Origin of the sequence: Mesorhizobium sp. WSM4307 (genome assembly GCF_007003945.1) — a bacterium.
Taxonomy (GTDB): Bacteria; Pseudomonadota; Alphaproteobacteria; order Rhizobiales; family Rhizobiaceae; genus Mesorhizobium.
Genome location: NZ_VFTB01000002.1, coordinates 131,612 through 152,316, shown reverse-complemented (window position 1 = coordinate 152,316; position 20,705 = coordinate 131,612). Strand labels below are relative to the sequence as shown.

The window sequence follows — 20,705 nt, the reverse complement described above, 5'->3', positions numbered from 1 at the left end:
ATTTTTGTGCCAAAAGGAACTTTTCGAACCCCCATATATTGTTGCAGAATTAAGGCAGCCAGTCTGACCGTGAGGGGACACTTGGTTATGAACATTCTGCTGAAGCGCGTTCTCGACCGCCTGGTGCGCACGGGCAATCTCAAGGTAACCGGGCCAAAGGGCTCGACAGTCATCTTCGGCGACGGCAGCGGCGAGCCGGTGCACATGCATATCAAGACCCGGCATGCCGAACGCGCCATCACCTTCGATCCGATGCTGGCGGTGCCCGAATCCTACATGGAGGGCGAACTCGACATCCTCGAAGGCGGCGTGCTGGGGCTGATGCGGATCGCCTTCCAGAACATGGGCAGCGGCGGCATCGACGCGACCTGGTCGAAAGCCATCGAAGGCTTGCGCCACGCCTTCCGCCGCCTGCAGCAGATCAACACCGCCTCGCGTTCGCGCCGCAACGTGCAGCGCCACTACGATCTGTCGGGCGATCTCTACCGGCTCTTCCTCGATGAGGACATGCAGTATTCCTGTGCCTATTTCGAACAGCCTGACATGACGCTGGAAGAGGCGCAGGCCGCCAAGAAGCGCCATATCGCCGCCAAGCTCAGGCTGAAGGCCGGCCAGACCGTGCTCGACATCGGCTCCGGCTGGGGCGGGCTCGGCCTATATCTGGCCAAGGCGTTCGACGTCGACGTCCAGGGCGTGACGCTGTCGACCGAACAGCATGGCGTAGCCACCGACCGGGCGCATGCGCAAGGCCTGGAAAGCCACGTCCATTTCGAGCTGAAGGATTATCGCGAACTCAACGAACGCTTCGACCGCATCGTTTCGGTCGGCATGTTCGAACATGTCGGCGTCAACCACTTCCGCACCTTCTTCGACAAGGCGGCAACGCTGCTGAAGCCCGATGGCGTCATGCTGCTGCACACGATCGGCCGGTCGGGTGTTCCGTGGGCGACCAGCGCCTTCGTCCGCAAATACATCTTCCCCGGCGGCTATATCCCCGCGCTCTCGGAAGTCATGCCGGCGATCGAGAAGTCGGGCCTTGTCGTCACCGACATCGAAATCCTGCGCCTCCACTATGCCGACACGCTGAAGCACTGGGGCCAGCGCTTCGCCGCCAACCGCGACAAGGCCAAGGCCATCTACGACGAACGCTTCTGCCGCATGTGGGAATTCTATCTGGCCGCTTCGGAAGCCGCCTTCCGCTGGCAGGACCTGGTCATCTTCCAGTTCCAGATCGCCAAGAAGAACGACACGCTGCCGATGACCCGCGACTACATGGCCAAATGCGAAAAGGCCTTGGAGATGCGTGACTTGGGCCGCCGCGAGGCGGCTCCCGTCGAGAAGCCAGTCAAGCCCGCCCGCCGCCGCAAGGTTGCGGAGTAGGCACGCCGTTCGCCATTGGCGCTTGCCATTCCCGGCCCCTGCCCTGAAAAAGGCCTTGTGATCGTCGCGAGGCCTTTTTCATGACTTACCTCCTCTATGCCGCCGCGGCGCTCGCCGAGATAGCCGGCTGCTTTTCGGTATGGGCCTGGTGGCGGCTGGAAAGATCGCCCTTGTGGCTGGCGCCAGGCTTCGTCTCGCTGCTTTTGTTCGCCTGGCTTCTGGCGCTGGTCGACACCAATGCCGCAGGCCGCGCCTATGCCGCTTATGGCGGCATCTACATCGCTGCCTCGCTTGCCTGGCTGTGGCTGGTGGAAGGCGTGCGGCCCGACCGCTGGGATGTTGCTGGCGCCGCACTCTGCATAGCCGGCGCGTCGCTCATCGTGCTCGCACCGCGAGGAGCATAGCGTTGGAACTGCCGGCCCCTCTTCGACAAGCCGTCGATCGCATCCTGGAAAAAATCCCTCTGCTTGAGCTGAAGCAAGCGGCGAAAACCCTGTCGGAGCGCTACCGTGCGGAACTGCGCGACGGCCGCCTGCACATGGCGCAGGACATGGCGGTCAAAGCCTATCTGGCGACGCGGCTGCCGGCGACCTATGCCGCGGTCCGCGCCAGTCTCGACGCACTGAACGCGACCCGGCCGGACTTCGAGCCGAAAACCCTGCTCGATGCCGGCGCCGGCCCTGGTACGGTGCTTTGGGCCACCAACGATCTCTGGCCCGACCTCGAACAGGCGGTCTTGCTGGAGGCGAGTGCGGCCGTGCGCAAGGTCGGCGAGACGCTTGCCGCCGATGCCATCACAACCCGAACCGTCTGGCGTGCCGGCGACGTCACAACGGACCTTGCCGACCTTCGGCCGGCGGACCTCGTGACCTGCGCCTATGTGCTGGACGAGATCGTGCCGGCATCGTTGCCCAAAATGGTCGACCGGCTGTGGCAGCTGACGACAGACACATTGCTGATCGTCGAGCCGGGCACGCCGGCGGGCTGGCAGCGCATTCTGGCGGTGCGCGCGCAGTTGATCGCCGCCGGGGCACATCTGCTGGCGCCTTGTCCGCACGAGGCGCCCTGCCCGCTTACCCCGCCCGACTGGTGCCACTTTTCCCGTCGCGTCGCCCGCTCGCGCCTGCACCGGCTGGCCAAGGACGCCGATGTACCGTGGGAAGACGAGAAATTCATCTTTGTCGCCGCGTCGCGCCAGCCGGCCGCCTCGCACGCCGCGCGGGTCATCGCACCGCCGAAATCCGGTTCGGGCAAGGTTCTGCTCAAGCTTTGCCAGGATGACGGCACGGCCACGGAGCAACTGTTCACCAAGCGTGACGGCGCGGACTTCAAGCTGGCCCGGCGGCTGGACTGGGGCGACAGGCTGGCGTCCGAATAGAGCGCCACGGCATTCAGGCAACGCCGCCCAAGAACAATTTCGCAGCCATGTCGAATCCAGGCTGGGCCGTTCGACCATTGGCGTTCTCGGAGCTTCCGGGAAGCCAAAGCGGCAAGCAGCATCAGCCAACAGGAGAAAGACAGTGAACTATATCGCAGGATTTGTCGCCGCCGTGCCCGCCGCCAGCAAGGAAACCTATCGCAGGCATGTCACCGAGGCGGCATCGGTGCTGAAGGAATTCGGCACGACCCGGTTTACGACGTGCTGAGGTGCGTCGCCCCCTCTCCGGTGGTCACGCTGAACCGTGCCGCCGCCCCTTGGCATGCGCGACGGGCCGCAAGCCGGTCTGGCGGCGATCGAAGATCGTGATGGCACAAGGCGGCCTCGATGGCTACCATCTGGCACATGCGGCGCGGGCCGATATGCAGCGGCGGCTTGGCCTGACAGAGGCAGCGAGAGCCTCCTATCGACAGGCTCTCGAACTCGCCCGCCAGCCGGCCGAACAGCGATTCATCATGTCGCGACTTGGGCGGCTCCAGTCCGGCGATTCCGGTTGGACAAGCATCGGAATTTTCTTGTTTTGTTCTTTCCGCGCCGGTATCTTCGACACTCGATTCGTCAATCGAATTTCGTACCCTGCGCGCACAAATTTTTTCGACGCTGTGAATCGTGTGCACAAGCGGGATAAGTCAAAGTTTGTTTATGCCTCATCAATCGCCTCTGCTAGCGACTGATCGGGTTTGAAATCGGGGATATCATGGCAGAGGCAGCGCGGAAATTCGGCGTGGCGGAGCAACCGCTCTATCGCGAGGCACCGAACAATATCGAGGCCGAGCAGGCGCTGCTCGGCGCGATCCTCGTCAACAACGATGCCTTCTACCGCGTCTCCGACTTCCTGAAGCCGGGCCATTTCTACGAACCCCTGCATCGCAGGATCTTCGAGATCGCGGCCGAGCTCATCCGCATGGGCAAGGTGGCGACGCCGATCACCTTGAAGACCTTTCTGCCGGCCGACGAGAAGGTCGGCGACATGACGGTGGCACAATATATCGTGCGTCTGGCGGTCGAAGCCGTCACCGTCGTCAACGCCACTGACTATGGCCGCGCCATCTACGACCTTGCCACGCGCCGCGCGCTGATCACCGTCGGCGAGGACATGGTCAACATCGCCTATGATGCGCCGGTCGACATGTCGCCTTCCGAGCAGATCGAGGACGCCGAACGCCGCCTGTTCGAACTGGCCGAAACCGGCCGCTACGATGGCGGCTTCGAGAGCTTCACCGACGCGGTCAAGACCGCCGTCGACATGGCCAATGCCGCCTATATGCGCGACGGCCATCTGTCGGGTCTTGCCACCGGCATGCGCGATCTCGATCGCCGCATGGGCGGTCTGCAATCGTCCGATTTGATCGTGCTTGCGGGACGCCCGGGCATGGGCAAGACGTCGCTCGCCACCAACATCGCCTTCAACATCGCCGAGGCCTATGTGCCGGCGCAGCAGGCGGACGGATCGTTCAAGGCGGCCAATGGCGGCGTGGTCGGCTTCTTTTCGCTCGAAATGTCGTCCGAACAGCTGGCGACCCGTATCATTTCCGAGCAGACTGAAATCTCGTCGTCAAAGATCCGTCGCGGCGAAATCAGCGAAATGGACTTCGAAAAGCTGGTCGCCTGTTCGCAGACCATGCAGAAGATCCCGCTTTTCATCGACCAGACCGGTGGTATTTCCATTGCGCAGCTGTCTGCCCGCGCGCGTCGCCTGAAGCGCCAGCGCGGCCTCGACCTGATCGTCATCGACTATATCCAGCTGATGCAGGGTTCATCCGCCAGGGCCTCGCAGAACCGCGTGCAGGAAATCACCGAGATCACCACGGGCCTGAAGGCGCTGGCAAAGGAACTGGCCGTGCCAATCATCGCGCTGTCGCAGCTGTCGCGTCAGGTCGAAAGCCGCGAAGACAAACGCCCGCAGCTCTCCGACTTGCGTGAATCCGGTTCGATCGAGCAGGACGCGGACGTCGTGATGTTCGTCTACCGCGAGGAGTATTACCTCAAGAACCGCGAGCCGAAGCTTGGCACCGAGGAATACGTCAAGTGGGAAAACGAGATGAACGAGATGCGCGGCAAGGCCGAGGTGATCGTCGCCAAGCAGCGCCACGGCCCGACAGGCTCGGTGACGCTCGCCTTCCACGGCGAATTCACCCGCTTCTCCGATCTTGCGGAAGAGCATCATATTGCGGAGAGGTTTGAGTGACCTTTTGAGACAGGCCTCGACCCTTCCAGCACCTTTGTGCGCGTATCCGACGGCAGGCCACACCTGATGGCCAAATCGCGCGTCCAGTTCATCTGCCAGAATTGCGGATCGGTGCATCAGCGCTGGGCCGGCAAATGCGATGCCTGCGGCGAATGGAACACGCTGGTCGAGGAAGGAACCTCCGGCGGCATCGGCTCGGGGCCTGCCAATACGCGCAATGCCCGCAAGGGCCGCGCGGTGGTGCTGACCACCCTTTCCGGCGACATCGAGGACGCGCCGCGCATCATCTCAGGTATTGGCGAGTTGGATCGTGCCACCGGCGGCGGCTTCGTGCGCGGCTCCGCACTTCTGGTCGGCGGCGATCCCGGCATCGGCAAGTCGACGCTGCTCACCCAGGCTGCCGCTGCGCTGGCGTCGCGAGGCCACCGCATCGTCTATGTCTCGGGCGAAGAAGCCGTCGCTCAGATCAGGCTGAGGGCGCAGCGGCTCGGCGTCGCCGACACGCCGGTGGAACTGGCGGCCGAGACCAATGTCGAGGACATCCTTGCCACGATCGCCGACGGCAAGCGGCCGGACCTGGTCATTCTCGATTCGATCCAGACGCTGTGGACCGACCTTGCCGATTCGGCGCCGGGCACGGTTACCCAGGTGCGCGCCGCCGCCCAGGCGATGATCCGTTATGCGAAATCCACGGGTGCCGCGATCGTGCTGGTCGGCCATGTCACCAAGGAAGGCCAGATCGCTGGCCCGCGCGTGGTCGAGCACATGGTCGACGGTGTGCTCTATTTCGAGGGCGAAGGCGGCCACCATTACCGCATCCTGCGCACGGTGAAGAACCGCTTCGGGCCGACCGACGAGATCGGCGTCTTCGAAATGTCGGACAAGGGTCTGCGCGAAGTCTCCAACCCGTCGGAGCTGTTTCTCGGCGAGCGGCATGCCAAATCGCCGGGTGCCGCCGTTTTCGCCGGCATGGAAGGCACAAGGCCGGTTCTGGTCGAGATCCAGGCGCTGGTGGCACAATCCTCGCTCGGCACGCCGCGCCGGGCAGTAGTCGGCTGGGACGGTGCGCGACTGTCGATGGTGCTGGCGGTGCTGGAGGCGCATTGCGGCGTTCGCTTCGGCCAGCACGACGTCTATCTCAACGTCGCCGGCGGCTACCGCATCAGCGAGCCGGCGGCCGATCTGGCGGTCGCCGCCGCACTGGTTTCCTCGCTCACCGGTCTTGCCCTTCCCGCCGATTGCGTCTATTTCGGCGAAATCAGCCTGTCGGGTGCCGTGAGGCCGGTTGCGCATGCGCAGCAGCGCCTCAAGGAAGCCGAAAAGCTGGGTTTTGGTAGCGCGGTTCTGCCCTTGGGCAGCGAGGAACTTGCCGGAGGGATCGGGGCCGGTGCTTTCCAGCCCACCGAGCTTGCCGACCTCGTCGCGCGCATAGCCGGCTCACGTCGAAGCCGCGTGGACGAAGAAGAATGACACGGCTCGCCGAGCCGTGAAAAAGAGATCGGAGCGGGGCGAAAGACATGCCGATTACGCTGCTTGACGGAATCCTGGTCGGCTTCACCCTGGTCTCGGCGATGCTCGCCATGGTTCGCGGCTTTTCGCGCGAAGTCCTATCGGTCGTCTCGTGGGCGGCGGCAGCGGCGGCGGCTTTCTTCTTCTACAAGCCGGTCCTGCCCTATCTGAAGCCCTACATCGAGAATGAGAAGATCGCCATGGCGGCCTCCGCCGGCGTCGTCTTCATCGTCGCGCTGATCGTCGTCTCCGTCATCACCATGAAGCTCGCCGACTGGATCATCGATTCGCGCATCGGCGCACTCGACCGCACGCTCGGTTTTCTCTACGGCGCCGCGCGCGGCATCCTGGTCGTCGCGGTGGCGCTTTTGTTCTTCAACTGGCTGGCCGGCGCCAAGGCCCCGGCCTGGGTGACCGACGCCAAATCACGGCCATTGCTGGAATCGATCGGCGCCAAGATCGAGAACCTGCTGCCCGCCGACACCGAAAACGCAATCCTCAAGAAGCTCAGCCCGAAAGCGGGTGGCGAGACTCCGGCCGCCCCGGATGCGCCAGCGGCGGATGTGCCGGCAACAGGTGACGATGCAAATGCGCCGGCCCCGGACGACAATGACGCTGGTCCCGCGGACAACGCAGCCAAGCCAGCACCGGCAGCACCGGCAAACTGACCCCCGAAAGGGCGCCTGAACAGACGATGGTGTGAACGACTGCACGGCGCGCGTTGCTTTCGACGCGAACCCGCATTATATGGCGATTTTAGCGGAGCTTAAGATGGCAGACGCAGACGACGTGCTTTCCGCCGAGGCCGACGACCATTTCCACGACGAATGCGGTGTGTTCGGCATCTTCGGCCGGCAGGACGCAGCGGCAATCGTCACTCTCGGCCTGCATGCGCTGCAGCATCGGGGCCAGGAAGCGGCAGGCATCGTTTCCTATGACGGCAGCCAGTTCCATGTCGAACGCCATGTCGGCCTGATCGGCGACACTTTCACGAAACAGCGCGTCATCGACAGCCTGCAAGGTAACCGCGCCATCGGCCATACGCGCTACGCCACGACAGGCGGCGCCGGCATGCGCAACATCCAACCCTTCTTCGCCGAGTTGGCCGATGGCGGCTTCGCTGTCGCCCACAATGGCAATTTGACCAACGCCATGACGGTGCAGCGCGCGCTGCAGAAGCAGGGCGCGATCTTCTCCTCGACCTCCGACACCGAGACGCTTCTGCATCTGGTTGCGACCAGCAAGGAACGCGACCTCAACTCGCGCTTCATCGACGCCGTACGGCAGGTCGAAGGCGCCTTCTCGCTGGTGGCGATGACGGCCAAGAAGATGATCGGCTGCCGCGATCCGCTCGGCATCCGCCCGCTGGTGCTGGGCGACCTCGACGGCGCCTGGATCCTCGCTTCCGAGACCTGCGCGCTCGACATTATCGGCGCGCGTTTCGTGCGCGACCTGAAACCCGGCGAGATGGTCGTCGTCACCTCCAAGGGCATTGAAAGCCTGTTCCCGTTCGAGCCGCAGAAGACCCGCTTCTGCATCTTCGAATACGTCTATTTCGCCCGGCCGGATTCTTCGGTCGAAGGCCGCAACGTCTACGAGGTGCGCAAGCGCATCGGCGCCGAGCTGGCACAGGAAAACCCGGTCGAGGCCGACATCGTCGTGCCGGTGCCGGATTCCGGCACGCCGGCGGCGATCGGCTTCAGCCAGGCGGCCGGTATTCCGTTCGAGCTCGGCATCATCCGCAACCACTATGTCGGCCGTACCTTCATCCAGCCCGGTGATTCGATCCGCCACATGGGCGTCAAGCTGAAGCACAACGCCAACCGCCGCATGATCGAGGGCAAGCGCGTGGTGCTGGTCGACGATTCGATCGTGCGCGGCACCACCAGCCAGAAGATCGTGCAGATGGTGCGCGACGCCGGCGCCCGGGAAGTGCATATGCGCATCGCTTCGCCGCCGACCAGCGCATCCTGCTTCTACGGCGTCGACACGCCGGAGAAATCGAAGCTCCTGGCTTCGCGCATGTCGGTGGAAGAGATGGCCGAATTCATCCGTGTCGATTCGCTCGGCTTCCTCTCCATCAACGGCCTCTACCGCGCCGTCGGCGAGGCCAGCCGCAACGATGAGCAACCGCAGTTCTGCGACGCCTGCTTCACCGGCCAGTATCCGACCCGCCTGCTCGACTTCGAAGGCCACGACAACGTGCGCACGCTGTCGCTGCTGGCGAACAGTGGGGCATAGGCCAGACCTTACGGAAATTCTCGCATGACCCTCGACCTTACCGGCCGCGTCGCGGTCGTCACCGGCGCCTCGCGCGGCATCGGCTATTTCATCGCCAGGGAACTGGCCGCCGCCGGTGCGCATGTCATCGCGGTTGCGCGCACGGTCGGTGGGCTGGAGGAACTCGACGACCAGATCAAGGCGGCCGGCGGCCAGGCGACGCTGGTGCCGCTCGACCTCGCCGACATGGCCGGCATCGACCGGCTGGGCGGCGCCATCCATGAGCGCTGGGGCAAGCTCGACATCCTCGTCGCCAATGCCGGCGTGCTCGGCGTCATCTCGCCGATCGGCCATGTCGAGGCCAAGACCTTCGAAAAGGTAATGACCATCAACGTCACCTCGACCTGGCGGCTGATACGCTCGGTCGACCCGCTGCTCAGGCTTTCCGATGCCGGCCGGGCCATCATCCTGTCGTCCAACGCGGCGCATTCGGCGCGCGCCTTCTGGGCGCCCTACGCGGCATCGAAGGCGGCGGTCGAGACCATGATGCGCTCCTGGGCGCATGAGACGCAAAGCCTGCCGCTGCGCGTCAATGCCGCCGACCCGGGCGCCACGCGCACCGCCATGCGGGCCCAGGCCGTGCCTGGCGAGGATCCGGAGACGCTGCCGCATCCTTCAGAGATCGCCAAGCGCATCGTGCCGTTGGCCAGCCCGGAGCTGAAAGAGACCGGGCTGATCTTCCAGGCCAAGCACAATCGCTTCGTCGCTTACAGGCAGCCCGAATAAATTCACACCTTGGTTTGACGGCTCCCGGATCGCTTGGTGGCCTATGTCAGGGATTAAAAGACCCTCCGGCTACGTTCTTCGAACGTAGGACATTCGAAACCGGAGGATCGATATGCGCAGACTTCTTCTCGTTGCCGCTACTGCCTTTGTGGCCGCTCTCGGCGCGACATCAGGTGTGGCCGTCTCGCAAGATGCCAAGATGAGTTTCTTCATCACCAGTGTCGGCTCCGGCAAGGGCGCCGATCTCGGCGGCCTGAAGGGTGCCGACGCGCATTGTGCTTCGCTGGCCGAAGCTGCCGGCGTCATCGGCAAGAGCTGGCATGCCTATCTGTCGACCAGCGCCGAGGATGCCCGCGACCGCATCGGCAAGGGTCCTTGGTTCAACGCCGAGGGCGTCAAGATCGCCGACGATGTCGCTTCGTTGCACAGCGACGCCAACGGCATCACCAAACAGACGGCGCTCAACGAAAGGGGCGAAGTGGTCAATGGCCGCGGCGACACGCCGAACCGGCATGACATGCTGACCGGGTCGAAGCCCGACGGCACCAGGATCGCCGACCAGACCTGCGGCGACTGGACGATGAGCGGCGCCGAAGGGGCGGCGATGATGGGTCACCACGACCGCACCGGGCTCGACGATTCGGCGGCGGCAAAGTCGTGGAATTCCTCGCATGCCTCACGCGGCGGCTGCAGCCAGGAGGCCCTGAAGGGTACTGGCGGCGACGGGTTGTTTTACTGCTTTGCAACCAACTGAGCAGCGTAGGTCGCAAACCCTACTCAGAGATCCGCCACATCATCACACGGCTGTGATCTGAGGGGGAAAAGCTGCGCGGCGGTCATCCTTTCGTCATTTCCCCGGAGTTGTTAGGATCGTAGCGACTCCCACAACAGCGAGAGCCCAAACTGGGCAGAACAAGGAAACTCCCATGGCTACCACCGCAGCATTGGTCTGGTATCTGGTAATCGCCGGCCCACAGGGCGGCATGGTGGTGCTGCCCAGTACCTTCGACAAGCGCGAACAGTGCACCGCCGCCATCACCGAATATCAGAAGCAGCCGACACCGGCGGGCTGGTCGGTGCAGTGCGTGCCGAGCGCCTCGCCCTTCACCGACGAGGGCGATGCCGAGGAACCGGCCGCGCAGTAGGGATTTGATGCAATAGGGCCCGCGGCCGCTTGCCGCGGGCCTTCTGATTTCAGCGCCGGGCACTCACTGTCAATTCCGGCTTCTGGCTGATGGTCTGGAACACCACGCAATAGCGCTCGGTCAGCTTCAGCAGTGCATCGATGCGCTCCTGCGGTTCATCCGTGTCGAGAGCGAAATTGAGCCGGATGGCACGAAAACCGACCGGCGCGTCCTTGGCGACACCGAGCGTGCCGCGAAAATCGAGATCGCCTTCGGCTTCCACCGTGGCGGCGCCGAGCTTGAACTCGAGCGCCGTCGCCACTGCCTTCAACGTCACCCCGGCGCAGGCCACCAGTGCTTCCAGCAGCATGTCGCCGGAGCAGAGTTCAAGCCCCGAGCCGCCGGTTGCCGGATGCAGGCCGGCGATGGCGATCGCCCTGCCCGTCTCGACCTTGCAGGCCACCGACTGATCGTCGATCGAGCCCTTCGCTCTCAGCGTGATCAGTGCCTGCGAGGCGTCGTCGCGGTAAGCCTGCTTCAGCGGCGCCTGCATGGCCTTGAGTGCGGTTGCATCCATTTTCGTTGCCTCTTTCGCTTTGCGGCCAGCGAGCAGCATGGCTTCGTCAGATATCAGATATAAGTGCCGATCGCGTCCTGGAAGCAAGCAATCCCTGCCCCAATGCAAGCTCAGGGCTGGCGTAGCGCTGTGTCGGCTTTCACCCGTATAGCTGGGAGCCGAGGCCTGATTTCGCAGAGTTCCTCACGCTATTCCTGTCGCTTCCCGCACCTTTGGTCCGCGCCTTATGGCCGATGTCGCCATTCTCGAAACACGCGAAAGGGTTCTCGCCGGAATCCTGCTGACCGGTGCTGCCTATCTCCTATTTTCGACGCAGGACGCCTCGATCAAGCTGCTGGTTACCGGAATGACGGTCTGGCAGATCATGTTCTTCCGCAGCATCACCATTCTAGGCGCCTGCGCGGCGATCGGCGGGCCACAGCTGTTTGCCGACACGGTGCGCTCGCAGATCGTGCGGCCGATGCTGGTGCGCAGCGCGTTCACGCTAGCCGCCTGGCTCTGTTACTACAACGCCGCGCGCAGCCTGCAACTCGCCGAGCTGACCACCGTCTACTACGCAGCGCCGATCATCGTCACCATGTTTTCGGTGTTCCTGCTCGGGGAAAAGGTGCCGATGTCGCGCTGGCTGGCGGTTTTGATCGGTTTTGCCGGCGTCTTCGTCGCTTGCGACCCGACCCATCTCGGCCTGTCCGTGCCGGTGCTGCTGGTGCTGGCGGCCGCCCTATTGTGGGCCATCGCCATCGTGCTCCTGCGCAAGACCGCGCTTGCCGAGCGCTCTATGATCCAGCTTCTCCTCAACAATTTCTATTTCCTGGTGTTTTCGACGGTGCCGGCGCTGTTGTGGTGGCATACGCCTGATCTGGCCCAGTTGCTGCTTCTCGCCAGCGTCGGCGCGCTTGGCGGTCTGGCGCAATATCTCCTCTTCGAAGGCATGAAGCGCACGCCGGCATCGATCCTCGCGCCTCTCGAATATAGTTCGCTGTTATGGGCGTTCGCGCTCGGCTTCGCGATCTGGGGCGACGTGCCGCGCCGCGAAGTGTTTCTGGGTGCCTCCCTGATCATCGCCGCCGGGCTGCTGATCGTCGGCGGCGAGCATTTCCGCAAGCGGCTGTGATGGGGATGACACTCACTGCTGACCCTACGATGTCAGGACCGGACGGGGTAGGTTGTCGGCATGACTGACGTCGCAGCTGCCAAACCCGAAGCCTCCGAACGTACACTTGGCATCATATTGGTGTCGTCATCTGCCGCGGTGTTCGGCCTGACCGGCGTCTTGACCAAGTCGATCCACGCCGATCCGCTGACCATCACCTGCTGGCGCGGCTTTATCGGCTCGATTCTGATCAGCCTCTATGTGCTGTGGCGCCGTCACCGCTCGGGCAACCGCGGCACGCTGCGGCTTGGCTGGCGCGGCTGGCTGCTGGCAGTGGAAGGAGCGCTGGCCAGTATCGCCTTCATCTCGGCGTTCAAATTCACCTATGTCGCCAATGTCGCGGTCATCTATGCGACGTCGCCCTTCATTGCTGCCCTGCTGGCCTGGGTGCTGGTGCGCGAGCCTTTCCGCCTGCAAACGATGCTTGCGGCCGCCGTATCGTTGTGCGGCGTGGCCATCATGGTCTGGTCGGGCTTCGGCACCGGCAATCTGTTCGGCGATGGCCTGGCGCTGCTGATGACGGCCGGCAGCGCGCTCTACATGATCATGGTGCGCGCCTTCCGTGACACGCCCGTTGTGTGGGCCGGCGCGGTTTCAGCCTTCCTGCTGTTCATATTCGGCTGGTTCGTCACCGATCCCCTGGCGGTTTCGGCAAGGGACGCCGTTCTGCTCGTCACCTTCGGAGCATCCTTCGCATTGTCGTCGATCCTCTGGACGGAAGGCGCACGGCTCATCCCGGCGCCCGAATCCGGCTTGCTCGGCTCGGCGGAAGTGCCGTTCGCGATCCTGTTTGCCTTTCTTTTCCTGGCCGAGATACCGCCTCTCGCCAGTATGGTCGGTGGCGCCATCGTGCTCTGCGCGGTGTTCGCCCATGCAGGCCGCGACTGGCTGACAGCCCGCTCGCAGCAGGCTGCGTCAAATATTTCTTAAAAAAGTGACGCAGTCACGGAACCATCATCGGACTCAGACATTATTGGTGCGACGGGCCACCCCCCGAGTCCCCCCAAACCCCTCGGCCCGTCTTACTCCAAGCCGACCGCAAGGTCGGCTTTTTCTTTCTAAACAGGCCCGACCGCAGGTCGGCGTTTTCTTGCGATAGACTGGCGCCAAATCAGCCGGGCGGCTGGGACAGGGCCAGGTTGCCGCTGAGCAGCGCCGCCAGATCTCCCGCGGAAGCATCAGCATCGGCACGTAGCCGGATCGCGAATTCGGCCATCGGAACCGGCGGCAGGCCCAGCTCGCGCGGCGCTTCGACAATGCCGGAATGGGCAAAGCGCGGGGTTCGCAAGGTCAGCGCAACGCCGGCATTCACCGCGGTGCGCAGGCCGGCCAGGCTGGCGCTGCCGGCGGCGATGCGGTAGCGGCGGCCGGCCGCATCGAGCGCCGCCAGTGCGGCCTCGCGAAACCCGCAATGGGGATCGAGCAGCGCCAGCGGCAACTCTTCCTGCCGCCAGGCGAGCCCTTTCCCAGAACACAGCCACATCATCGGCTCACGCAGCACGCCGACCTCGTCCGGCGCGGCCGCCTGGCGCATGACAATCGCCAGATCGAGGCTGCCGGCCTGCAGCGCCTGCGTCAGTTCGGCGGAGCGGCCAACCCGCAATTCGATCCTGACGCGCGGATGGCTGGTGGCGAAGGCACGCAGCAGATCCGGCAGGCCGCTGTCGGCGAAATCCTGCGTCGTGCCGATGGCGACACGCCCGGCTGCCCGCGCCCCCTTCAGCGCCAGCCATGCCTCGCGGTGCGCGGCAAGAATGCGCCTGGCGTGGCCGACGAGATCCTCCCCGGCCGGCGTCAGGCCGCGGCCCCTGCCCTGCGGCGCCAGCAGCGGCTCGCCGACGATCTCCTCCAGCCGCTGCATCTGGGTGGTCACCGCCGAAGGCGAACGGCCAACGCTGATAGCCGCCCGCGCCAGCGAACCGCTGTCGACGAAAGCGAGAAAGGTTTTGAGCAGATCTGGATCGAACATTTCCATAATTCGATAATATCGAATCTTCTGTTGAAAACAATTCGATTTTTTTGACTCAATGATGGTGGCATGGTCTGTCCAACGGCAATCAGACGCCGCTGGAAACCAAGGAGACGAAAAATGCCTATCATCAATATCAGCGTCACCGGCAAGCCGGACGCCGCCTTGTCCGCCAGCATCGCCAGGGAAATAACCGAGATCACCGCCACGCAATTGCGCAAGGATCCCACGATCACCGCCGTTGCCATGTCCTATGTCGATCCGCAGCACTGGTTCGCCGGCGGCAAGTCGCTGGCCGAGCATGGCACCAACACGTTCTGGCTGGATATCAAGGTGGTCGACGGCACCAACACCAAGCTCGAGCTGGACGCCTATCTCAAGGCCCTCTTCGATGCCTTCGGCCGCCTGTTGGGCAGTGTGCACGAGGAAAGCTATGCCTTCGTGCATGAAGTTCCGGCAGCCGCCTATGGCTATGGCGGCAAGACGCAGGAGTTCCGTTTCATCAGCGGGCGGTTGAAGGCAGCGTAAGGGTCGTTCTTTCTCCCTCCGGGGGAGAAGCAACACCGTCTCTTCCCACATTGACCTAGCGCCCACTTGCGCTACCCTCTGCGCCGAGGCGGCCGCGGAAGAGCCGCGATGACAAAAGTCGTTGGGAGAGAAGCGGCATGATCCTGACACTGGCGCTGCTTGCGGGTCTCGTTCTGGCCTGGCTGCTGATCGGCGTGGTGGAGAAATTCCGCCTCGACCTGCGTTTCAGCCAGGCGATGCTCTACGTGCCGTTCAAGCTCGCCTACCGGATCAACGACAGCCGCATCAGGATCGCGCGCAAGGCGCAGGCTCCCGTCATCTACGTCATCTCGCACCAGTCGCGCTTCGAACCAGCGCTGATGCTGTCGCTGCTGCCGGATGACACGCTGCACATTCTTGACGAGGTCTCGGCACGCTCGCCGTGGCTGGAACCCTGGCGTGAGCTTGGCCGAACGATCGCCTTCAATGCCGAACATCTTTTCGTCAGCCGCCGGCTGGTGCGTGTGCTGAAGGGCAAGGGCCGGCTCGCCGTCTATCTGCCGGACGCAGTCGAGCCTGACGTCAAGACGTTTCGGCTGTTTCGCGCCGTCACCCGCATTGCCATGCAGGCTGACGCCCGCATCGTGCCGATCTTTGTCGCCGGTGCCCGTAGCCTGCCTGTTTCCCTGACGCCGGCGGCCAAGGCCCCGCGGCACTGGTTTCCGCGGCTCTCGATCAGCGTACTGGAGCCGATGACCATCGCCGAACTGGTGGCACGCAATCCGGACCAGGCCTCGAACACCAATTCGCTGTTCGACCGCGTCGCCGAGGCCCGGCTTTTCGGCAACCACCTCGACCGCGGCCTGTTCCTGGCCATGCGCGATGCGGCAGCCAGGGTCGGCGCCTCGCATCCGATCATCGAGGACGTCATCTCGGGCGCACTGAGCTACCGCAAGATGTTCATCGGTGCCCGCGTGTTGGGCAGGCGCTTCGAGGCGGTGACGGCGCCAGGCGAAGCGGTGGGGATAATGCTGCCCAACGCCAATGGCGTCGTGCTGTCATTCGTCGGACTTCTGTCAGCGGGCCGGGTGGCGGCGATGATCAACTACACGGCCGGGCCGGCGAGCGTCACCGCCGCCGTGCGCACGGCCGTCATCCGCACCGTCATCTCATCGCGGGCCTTCGTCGAGAAGGCCGATCTCGCCGATATCGTCGCCGCGGTCGAAAAGGGCGGTGCCAGGCTGCTGTGGCTGGAAGATGTTCGGACCAGCGTCACCGCGCTGGACAAGCTTGCCGCCGCCTTGCTGTGGCGTTTGCCGCTGCAGCGCCAGGATGCGGCCAAGCCGGGCGTGATCCTGTTCACCTCCGGCTCCGAGGGCACGCCGAAGGCGGTTGTCCTGTCGCAAAAGAACCTTCTCGCCAATGCCATGCAGGCCGAGGCGCGCATCACCATCTCGCCGGCCGACATCCTGCTCAACGTGCTGCCGGTGTTCCATTCCTTCGGCCTGACGGGCGGCACCATCCTGCCGCTGGTCACCGGGGTAAAGCTGTTCCTCTATCCCTCGCCGCTCCATTACAAGATCATCCCGGAGATCGCCCGCAAGGTGAAGCCAACGATCATGTTCGGCACCGACACCTTCCTCGCCAGCTATGCGCGCACCGCCAAGGACGGCGACTTCTCCAGCCTGCGCTTCGTCGTTGCCGGCGCCGAGGCTGTGAAGCCGGAAACCCGCCGCGTCTACCGCGAGCGCTTCCAGGCCGAGATCATCGAAGGGTTTGGGCTGACCGAGGCCGCGCCGGTGGTTGCCGTCAACACCGCCCTCCATGGGCGCGACGGTACGGTCGGGCGGCTGCTGCCGGCCATGCGCATGAAGCTGGAGCCGGTCGAGGGCATATCGGATGCCGGCCAGTTGTGGCTCGACGGACCGAATCTGATGATGGGTTACATGACATCAGACCGCCCCGGAGAGTTGCAGCCGCTGAGCGGCTGGCACGACACCGGCGACATCGTCGCCGTCGACCGCGAAGGCTTCATCACCATTCGCGGCCGCGCCAAGCGCTTCGCCAAGATCGCCGGCGAGATGGTGTCGCTGGGCGCGGTCGAGATGCTGGTGCAGTCGCTGTGGCCGGAAGAACGCCATGCGGCGGTGGCGGTGCCCGACAAGAGACGCGGCGAACGCATCGTGCTGGTCACCACCGCCGACGATGCCAATCCTGAAGAGCTGCGCCAGTTCGGCAAGAAGGCCGGGGCCGCCGAACTGATGGTGCCGAACGACATCGTCAAGGTGGAGGAAATCCCGGTGCTCGGTTCCGGCAAGACCGATTATGTCTCGACCAGAAAGCTGGCGATCGACAGGCTGGGGCGGGGCATCGCGGCGTAACGCCGCCAGATCCAACCAATCGTTTCACCTCAGGCAAGCCGGGATGATCGGCGAGATCCGGTAGGATTCACGCTTCTTCCATGCCTCGACACCCCTGAAGATGGCCCCTCGCCAAAGAATCGCCAAAGTGGTGAGTGACCATTCACTCTCCATCGGAGCAAGATTTCCAACCTGGAGGAAAGCTGCACATGGCAAAAATCCTTGTCACGGGAGGGACCGGACATCTCGGTCGCGATCTTGTGCCGGCGCTGTCCCAGGCCGGTCACGTCGTCAGATTGCTCGCCAGGAAGCCGATGAATGATCCCTCCCTGCAATGGGCCTTGGGCGACTTGGCAACCGGCGAAGGCATCGATGACGCGCTTGGCGGCATCGACACCGTGATCCATGCCGCGACCCTCTCGCCCATCGCCAGGCGCGGCATGAGGCCGATTGACTTCTTCTTCAGCCCGACAAGCGTCGATGTCGAAGGCACGCGGCGCTTGCTTGCAGCATCGCGTCGCGCCGGTATCGGCCACTTCATCTTCGTGTCGATCGTCGGCCTCGAATTCAGCAGCCTGCCCTATGCCCGAGCAAAGTTGGCGGGCGAACAGCTTGTGCGGGAGTGCCCGCTTGCGTGGTCAGTCATTCGCGCAACGCCATTCTACTACCTCTTGGAGCAGATGCTGGGTGGGCTGAAATGGCTGCCTGTCTGGCCGTTGCCAAATTCGCTCTCAAATCCCGTCGATACGCGAGATGTAGCCCGCTATCTGGCGGAGGCGGTGAATGACGGGAAGCGCGGGGTACGCCCTGCGATCGGCGGCCCGGATCTGATGCCCTTCTCGAGTTTCGCACGGCAATACTGCGATGCGCTCGGGCTCAGGCGGCTCGTCCTGCCACTGCCGGTCAGCCGCAAGATGAGCTTCAAAATGGGTTTGGTCGAAACCAATGAGCGGCTTGGTCAAAGGAACTGGAGGGCGTGGCTTTGCGAACGACACAAGCACGTGGCAGTCGATTCGCATCGCCAGGCCGCCGGCTAGCGCCGTTTGTGATTGTGCGCGTGGTGTTATTGTCCTCTGAGAATCCCCTACCTAGTCATGGAGCTGGGATCCGCTATGAAACCGCCATCAACTGGACGGGAACGCATTCTGCGTGAAGCCATCCGACTGTTTGCCGAGCGAGGCTACGACCGGACGAGCGTTCCCGACATTCAGGAGGCGGCAGGCCTGTCGCGCGGCTCCGGCGCACTCTATAAGCACTTCCCTTCAAAAGAGGACCTGCTTGCCACCGCGATCGATCAGTTTGTCGATACGGCACGGGAAGGCCGTGCCGAACTTGGCGAGACAACGCTTTCCATCGACGAAAGTTCGCGGCGCCTTGTGGAGCGCATGCTTGAAAAGCTCGGCGCCAACCGCGACGTGCTTCGGATCTTGTGGCGCGACCTGGAGCATTTCCCCGCGCTGAAAGCCTCCGCACGTGGCGAGATCATGCAAAGCACTTATCTTGCCGTCGCGGAATGGCTGCGGGAGCGCCAGCGTCAGGGCGAATTGCGCCCGCACGACAGCGAGGCGATCGCCGCCGTGATCGTCGGCAGCGTCGCCATGTTCCGGGTCTTCGAAGCGATCTGGGGTGAACGTGCAATCGAGATCAGCGATGAACGCTTTGCCTCCGCCTGGGGCGATCTGTTGCTTGGCGGCTTGCGACCTAGACCAGTCTAGCGATCAGCCTATGTCCGAAGGCGGTACCTTCTCGCCTTCGAGCTTGGCGCGCTTGGAATAGGCGCGCACGGAAAACGGCAGGAAGATCAGATAACCCGCGACCGATGCCGTCAGCGTGTACCAGGGATAGGTCATCAGCAAAAGGATGTAGAGCACCACGGCCAGAATGACCGGCAGCACCCTGTCGCCCGGGATCTTGATGCTCTTGCCGGAATAGACCGGCAGCCGGCTGACCAGAAGGAAGGCGACAAGGATGGTGAAGCCGGTGGCGACGAAGGCGGCTGGGCGGCTTGGCTCCAGCCCGAGCCTCAGGAAGAACAGATAGAGCGGCAGCATCACCAGCACCGCGCCCGCCGGCGCCGGCACGCCGACGAAATATTCCGACTGCCACAGGGGCCGCTCGGCCTTCTCGTCGTCGAGCACGTTGAAGCGGGCGAGCCTGAGCCCGCAGGCGATGGCGAACAGAAGGGCGGCTATCCAACCCGGCGAGCCGGCGCGATCGAGCAGGAAGGCATACAGCACCAGAGCCGGCGCGACACCGAAATTGACGATGTCGGCGAGCGAATCCATCTGCGCGCCGAATTTCGAAGTCGCCTTCAGCATGCGTGCGAGCCGGCCGTCGATGCCATCGAGAAAGGCAGCCAGCAGCACCATCACCACCGCTGTCTCGAAGCGGTCTTCGAAGGCAAAGCGGATGCCGGACAGGCCGGCGCAGATGGCAAGCACGGTGACCAGATTGGGCAGCACCATGCGCATCGGGATCTCGCGGATGCGCGGACCGCCGCTGGCATGGGCCTCGAACTTCTTGAACGGCGCGCCCAAGGCTCAGGAAATCCTGACGAGCGGGGTGCCGGCGACACCGCCGAATTCGGCGAGCACGGTTTCACCGCCGACCGCCGTCTGGCCAACGGCGACACGCGGCGTCGCGGCCAAAGGCAGGAAGACGTCGACGCGCGAACCGAAGCGGATCAGGCCGAAACGCTCGCCGGTGCCGATCGAGCCTCCGGCCTCGGCCCAGCAGACGATGCGGCGCGCCACCAGGCCGGCGATCTGGACGGCGGCCACCGTGCCGTTGGGGCTCTCGATGACCAGGCCGTTGCGCTCGTTCTCGGTGCTGGCCTTGTCGAGTTCGGCGTTGAGGAATTTTCCGGGCCGATGCTCGATCTTGGTTATGCGGCCGCGCACGGGCGCGCGGTTCACGTGGCAGGAAAAGACGTTCATGAACACCGAGATGCGGGTCATCTCGACATTGCCGAGGCCAAGCTCGCGCGGCGGCACGGCCGGGCCGACCGCAGAAATGATGCCGTCGGCGGGGCTGACGACCAGGCGGTCGTCGACCGGCGTGACGCGCTCGGGATCGCGGAAGAAATAGACGCACCAGGCGGTCAGGATCAGGCCGATCCAGAACAGTATCGAGGAGAAATAGCCAAGGAAAAGTGTGCCCGCGCCAAAGGCCGCGATGAAGGGGTAGCCTTCACGATGGATCGGTACGAACGCGTTCTTGACCGTGTCGACAAGGCTCATGGGGTGAGGGCGGTCCCTGTTTCAGGTCCGGCCTCAATAGCCGAAACACCCCCTGCCCGCAACGCGACAATCGGCGACCCCACATTGGCTGCGGCTGGCGGGCGCGACGACGGGGCTACAGCACGTGCGATATTGGCGGCACGGTCAAGACCCGCGGGTCGATACCGACGACAACCGACAAGCCGCCGTCATGCGGTGCCAACGCCCTACCGGCAATGTTCCCTGAACGGAATAACAAGGCGGCTGTCGGAAAGA

At 63.9% G+C, this 20,705-nt stretch carries 22 protein-coding genes; 18 read left to right on the top strand and 4 right to left on the bottom strand.

What is annotated here, in order from left to right; genetic code table 11:
- Positions 1–87: 87 nt before the first annotated feature.
- From FJV83_RS04280 to FJV83_RS04225, 12 genes are all read left to right on the top strand, one after another.
- Positions 88–1,380 (top strand): cyclopropane-fatty-acyl-phospholipid synthase family protein, encoded by a 1,293-nt coding sequence (locus FJV83_RS04280; RefSeq protein ID WP_095770680.1) that lies wholly within the window; start codon positions 88–90, stop codon positions 1,378–1,380.
- A gap of 80 nt (positions 1,381–1,460) precedes the next feature.
- Entirely contained in the window at positions 1,461–1,784 is a 324-nt protein-coding gene (locus FJV83_RS04275) for a YnfA family protein (RefSeq protein ID WP_095770681.1), read from the top strand.
- Positions 1,785–1,786: 2 nt separating this feature from the next.
- On the top strand, positions 1,787–2,758 hold the full coding sequence (locus tag FJV83_RS04270) for a small ribosomal subunit Rsm22 family protein (RefSeq protein WP_142877880.1): 972 nt from the start codon (positions 1,787–1,789) through the stop codon (positions 2,756–2,758).
- A gap of 142 nt (positions 2,759–2,900) precedes the next feature.
- A complete protein-coding gene (locus tag FJV83_RS04265) occupies positions 2,901–3,026 on the top strand; it encodes a DUF1428 family protein (RefSeq protein WP_245317998.1) in 126 nt (41 codons plus the stop codon).
- Positions 3,027–3,126: 100 nt separating this feature from the next.
- Positions 3,127–3,492: a hypothetical protein gene (locus tag FJV83_RS36850; protein ID WP_246691793.1), complete on the top strand. Its 366-nt coding sequence runs from the start codon at positions 3,127–3,129 to the stop codon at positions 3,490–3,492.
- 23 nt (positions 3,493–3,515) lie between these two features.
- On the top strand, positions 3,516–5,006 hold the full coding sequence (locus FJV83_RS04255) for a replicative DNA helicase (protein WP_019857258.1): 1,491 nt from the start codon (positions 3,516–3,518) through the stop codon (positions 5,004–5,006).
- Positions 5,007–5,072: 66 nt separating this feature from the next.
- On the top strand, positions 5,073–6,476 hold the full coding sequence (gene radA, locus FJV83_RS04250; protein ID WP_095770683.1) for a DNA repair protein RadA: 1,404 nt from the start codon (positions 5,073–5,075) through the stop codon (positions 6,474–6,476).
- Positions 6,477–6,523: 47 nt separating this feature from the next.
- On the top strand, positions 6,524–7,183 hold the full coding sequence (locus FJV83_RS04245) for a CvpA family protein (protein ID WP_142877881.1): 660 nt from the start codon (positions 6,524–6,526) through the stop codon (positions 7,181–7,183).
- A 103-nt stretch (positions 7,184–7,286) separates the two neighbouring features.
- A complete protein-coding gene (purF, locus tag FJV83_RS04240) occupies positions 7,287–8,756 on the top strand; it encodes an amidophosphoribosyltransferase (RefSeq protein ID WP_019857255.1) in 1,470 nt (489 codons plus the stop codon).
- A gap of 24 nt (positions 8,757–8,780) precedes the next feature.
- Complete coding sequence (locus FJV83_RS04235) at positions 8,781–9,521, top strand: SDR family NAD(P)-dependent oxidoreductase (RefSeq protein WP_010915156.1); 741 nt, start codon at positions 8,781–8,783, stop codon at positions 9,519–9,521.
- 112 nt (positions 9,522–9,633) lie between these two features.
- Positions 9,634–10,275: a hypothetical protein gene (locus FJV83_RS04230; protein WP_142886382.1), complete on the top strand. Its 642-nt coding sequence runs from the start codon at positions 9,634–9,636 to the stop codon at positions 10,273–10,275.
- A gap of 172 nt (positions 10,276–10,447) precedes the next feature.
- Positions 10,448–10,666, top strand: a complete 219-nt coding sequence (locus tag FJV83_RS04225) for a hypothetical protein (protein ID WP_015318519.1) — start codon at positions 10,448–10,450, stop codon at positions 10,664–10,666.
- A 49-nt stretch (positions 10,667–10,715) separates the two neighbouring features.
- On the opposite strand, the gene FJV83_RS04220 is transcribed toward FJV83_RS04225, so the two are convergent.
- Positions 10,716–11,222, bottom strand: a complete 507-nt coding sequence (locus FJV83_RS04220) for an OsmC family protein (RefSeq protein ID WP_095770931.1) — start codon at positions 11,220–11,222, stop codon at positions 10,716–10,718.
- A gap of 226 nt (positions 11,223–11,448) precedes the next feature.
- Here FJV83_RS04220 and FJV83_RS04215 point away from each other — a divergent pair, with 226 nt between their 5' ends.
- Together FJV83_RS04215 and FJV83_RS04210 are read left to right on the top strand one after the other, a co-directional pair.
- A complete protein-coding gene (locus tag FJV83_RS04215) occupies positions 11,449–12,336 on the top strand; it encodes a DMT family transporter (RefSeq protein ID WP_142886381.1) in 888 nt (295 codons plus the stop codon).
- Between the two features lie 60 nt (positions 12,337–12,396).
- Positions 12,397–13,305: a DMT family transporter gene (locus tag FJV83_RS04210; RefSeq protein ID WP_142886380.1), complete on the top strand. Its 909-nt coding sequence runs from the start codon at positions 12,397–12,399 to the stop codon at positions 13,303–13,305.
- A gap of 181 nt (positions 13,306–13,486) precedes the next feature.
- Here FJV83_RS04210 and FJV83_RS04205 read toward each other — a convergent pair whose 3' ends face one another.
- Complete coding sequence (locus tag FJV83_RS04205; RefSeq protein WP_142875505.1) at positions 13,487–14,350, bottom strand: LysR substrate-binding domain-containing protein; 864 nt, start codon at positions 14,348–14,350, stop codon at positions 13,487–13,489.
- 114 nt (positions 14,351–14,464) lie between these two features.
- On the opposite strand from FJV83_RS04205, the gene FJV83_RS04200 reads away from it, so the two are divergent.
- From FJV83_RS04200 to FJV83_RS04185, 4 genes are all read left to right on the top strand, one after another.
- Positions 14,465–14,872: a 4-oxalocrotonate tautomerase family protein gene (locus tag FJV83_RS04200; RefSeq protein ID WP_095770689.1), complete on the top strand. Its 408-nt coding sequence runs from the start codon at positions 14,465–14,467 to the stop codon at positions 14,870–14,872.
- Between the two features lie 137 nt (positions 14,873–15,009).
- Entirely contained in the window at positions 15,010–17,232 is a 2,223-nt protein-coding gene (locus FJV83_RS04195) for an AMP-binding protein (RefSeq protein ID WP_142886379.1), read from the top strand.
- Between the two features lie 188 nt (positions 17,233–17,420).
- Positions 17,421–18,248, top strand: coding sequence for an NAD-dependent epimerase/dehydratase family protein (locus FJV83_RS04190; RefSeq protein WP_095770691.1), 828 nt, complete (start codon positions 17,421–17,423; stop codon positions 18,246–18,248).
- A gap of 57 nt (positions 18,249–18,305) precedes the next feature.
- Entirely contained in the window at positions 18,306–18,926 is a 621-nt protein-coding gene (locus tag FJV83_RS04185) for a TetR/AcrR family transcriptional regulator (RefSeq protein ID WP_179301189.1), read from the top strand.
- 3 nt (positions 18,927–18,929) lie between these two features.
- Here the strand turns inward: FJV83_RS04185 and FJV83_RS04180 are convergent, their stop codons facing one another.
- A complete protein-coding gene (locus tag FJV83_RS04180; RefSeq protein WP_032929550.1) occupies positions 18,930–19,748 on the bottom strand; it encodes a phosphatidylcholine/phosphatidylserine synthase in 819 nt (272 codons plus the stop codon).
- A gap of 3 nt (positions 19,749–19,751) precedes the next feature.
- Positions 19,752–20,450 carry a phosphatidylserine decarboxylase gene (locus tag FJV83_RS04175; RefSeq protein WP_095770693.1) on the bottom strand — a complete coding sequence of 233 codons (699 nt, stop codon included), beginning with the start codon at positions 20,448–20,450 and terminating at the stop codon, positions 19,752–19,754.
- Positions 20,451–20,705 lie beyond the last annotated feature (255 nt).

Excerpts from the sequence above, each read along its gene's own strand:
- FJV83_RS04280 (WP_095770680.1), top strand. The coding sequence starts at position 88 with ATGAACATTCTGCTGAAGCGCGTTCTCGACCGCCTGGTGCGCACGGGC.
- FJV83_RS04275 (WP_095770681.1), top strand. The coding sequence starts at position 1,461 with ATGACTTACCTCCTCTATGCCGCCGCGGCGCTCGCCGAGATAGCCGGC.
- FJV83_RS36850 (WP_246691793.1), top strand. The coding sequence starts at position 3,127 with ATGGCACAAGGCGGCCTCGATGGCTACCATCTGGCACATGCGGCGCGG.
- FJV83_RS04255 (WP_019857258.1), top strand. The coding sequence starts at position 3,516 with ATGGCAGAGGCAGCGCGGAAATTCGGCGTGGCGGAGCAACCGCTCTAT.
- radA (WP_095770683.1), top strand. The coding sequence starts at position 5,073 with ATGGCCAAATCGCGCGTCCAGTTCATCTGCCAGAATTGCGGATCGGTG.
- FJV83_RS04245 (WP_142877881.1), top strand. The coding sequence starts at position 6,524 with ATGCCGATTACGCTGCTTGACGGAATCCTGGTCGGCTTCACCCTGGTC.
- purF (WP_019857255.1), top strand. The coding sequence starts at position 7,287 with ATGGCAGACGCAGACGACGTGCTTTCCGCCGAGGCCGACGACCATTTC.
- FJV83_RS04235 (WP_010915156.1), top strand. The coding sequence starts at position 8,781 with ATGACCCTCGACCTTACCGGCCGCGTCGCGGTCGTCACCGGCGCCTCG.
- FJV83_RS04230 (WP_142886382.1), top strand. The coding sequence starts at position 9,634 with ATGCGCAGACTTCTTCTCGTTGCCGCTACTGCCTTTGTGGCCGCTCTC.
- FJV83_RS04225 (WP_015318519.1), top strand. The coding sequence starts at position 10,448 with ATGGCTACCACCGCAGCATTGGTCTGGTATCTGGTAATCGCCGGCCCA.
- FJV83_RS04220 (WP_095770931.1), bottom strand. The coding sequence starts at position 11,222 with ATGGATGCAACCGCACTCAAGGCCATGCAGGCGCCGCTGAAGCAGGCT.
- FJV83_RS04215 (WP_142886381.1), top strand. The coding sequence starts at position 11,449 with ATGGCCGATGTCGCCATTCTCGAAACACGCGAAAGGGTTCTCGCCGGA.
- FJV83_RS04210 (WP_142886380.1), top strand. The coding sequence starts at position 12,397 with ATGACTGACGTCGCAGCTGCCAAACCCGAAGCCTCCGAACGTACACTT.
- FJV83_RS04205 (WP_142875505.1), bottom strand. The coding sequence starts at position 14,350 with ATGGAAATGTTCGATCCAGATCTGCTCAAAACCTTTCTCGCTTTCGTC.
- FJV83_RS04200 (WP_095770689.1), top strand. The coding sequence starts at position 14,465 with ATGCCTATCATCAATATCAGCGTCACCGGCAAGCCGGACGCCGCCTTG.
- FJV83_RS04195 (WP_142886379.1), top strand. The coding sequence starts at position 15,010 with ATGATCCTGACACTGGCGCTGCTTGCGGGTCTCGTTCTGGCCTGGCTG.
- FJV83_RS04190 (WP_095770691.1), top strand. The coding sequence starts at position 17,421 with ATGGCAAAAATCCTTGTCACGGGAGGGACCGGACATCTCGGTCGCGAT.
- FJV83_RS04185 (WP_179301189.1), top strand. The coding sequence starts at position 18,306 with ATGGAGCTGGGATCCGCTATGAAACCGCCATCAACTGGACGGGAACGC.
- FJV83_RS04175 (WP_095770693.1), bottom strand. The coding sequence starts at position 20,450 with ATGAGCCTTGTCGACACGGTCAAGAACGCGTTCGTACCGATCCATCGT.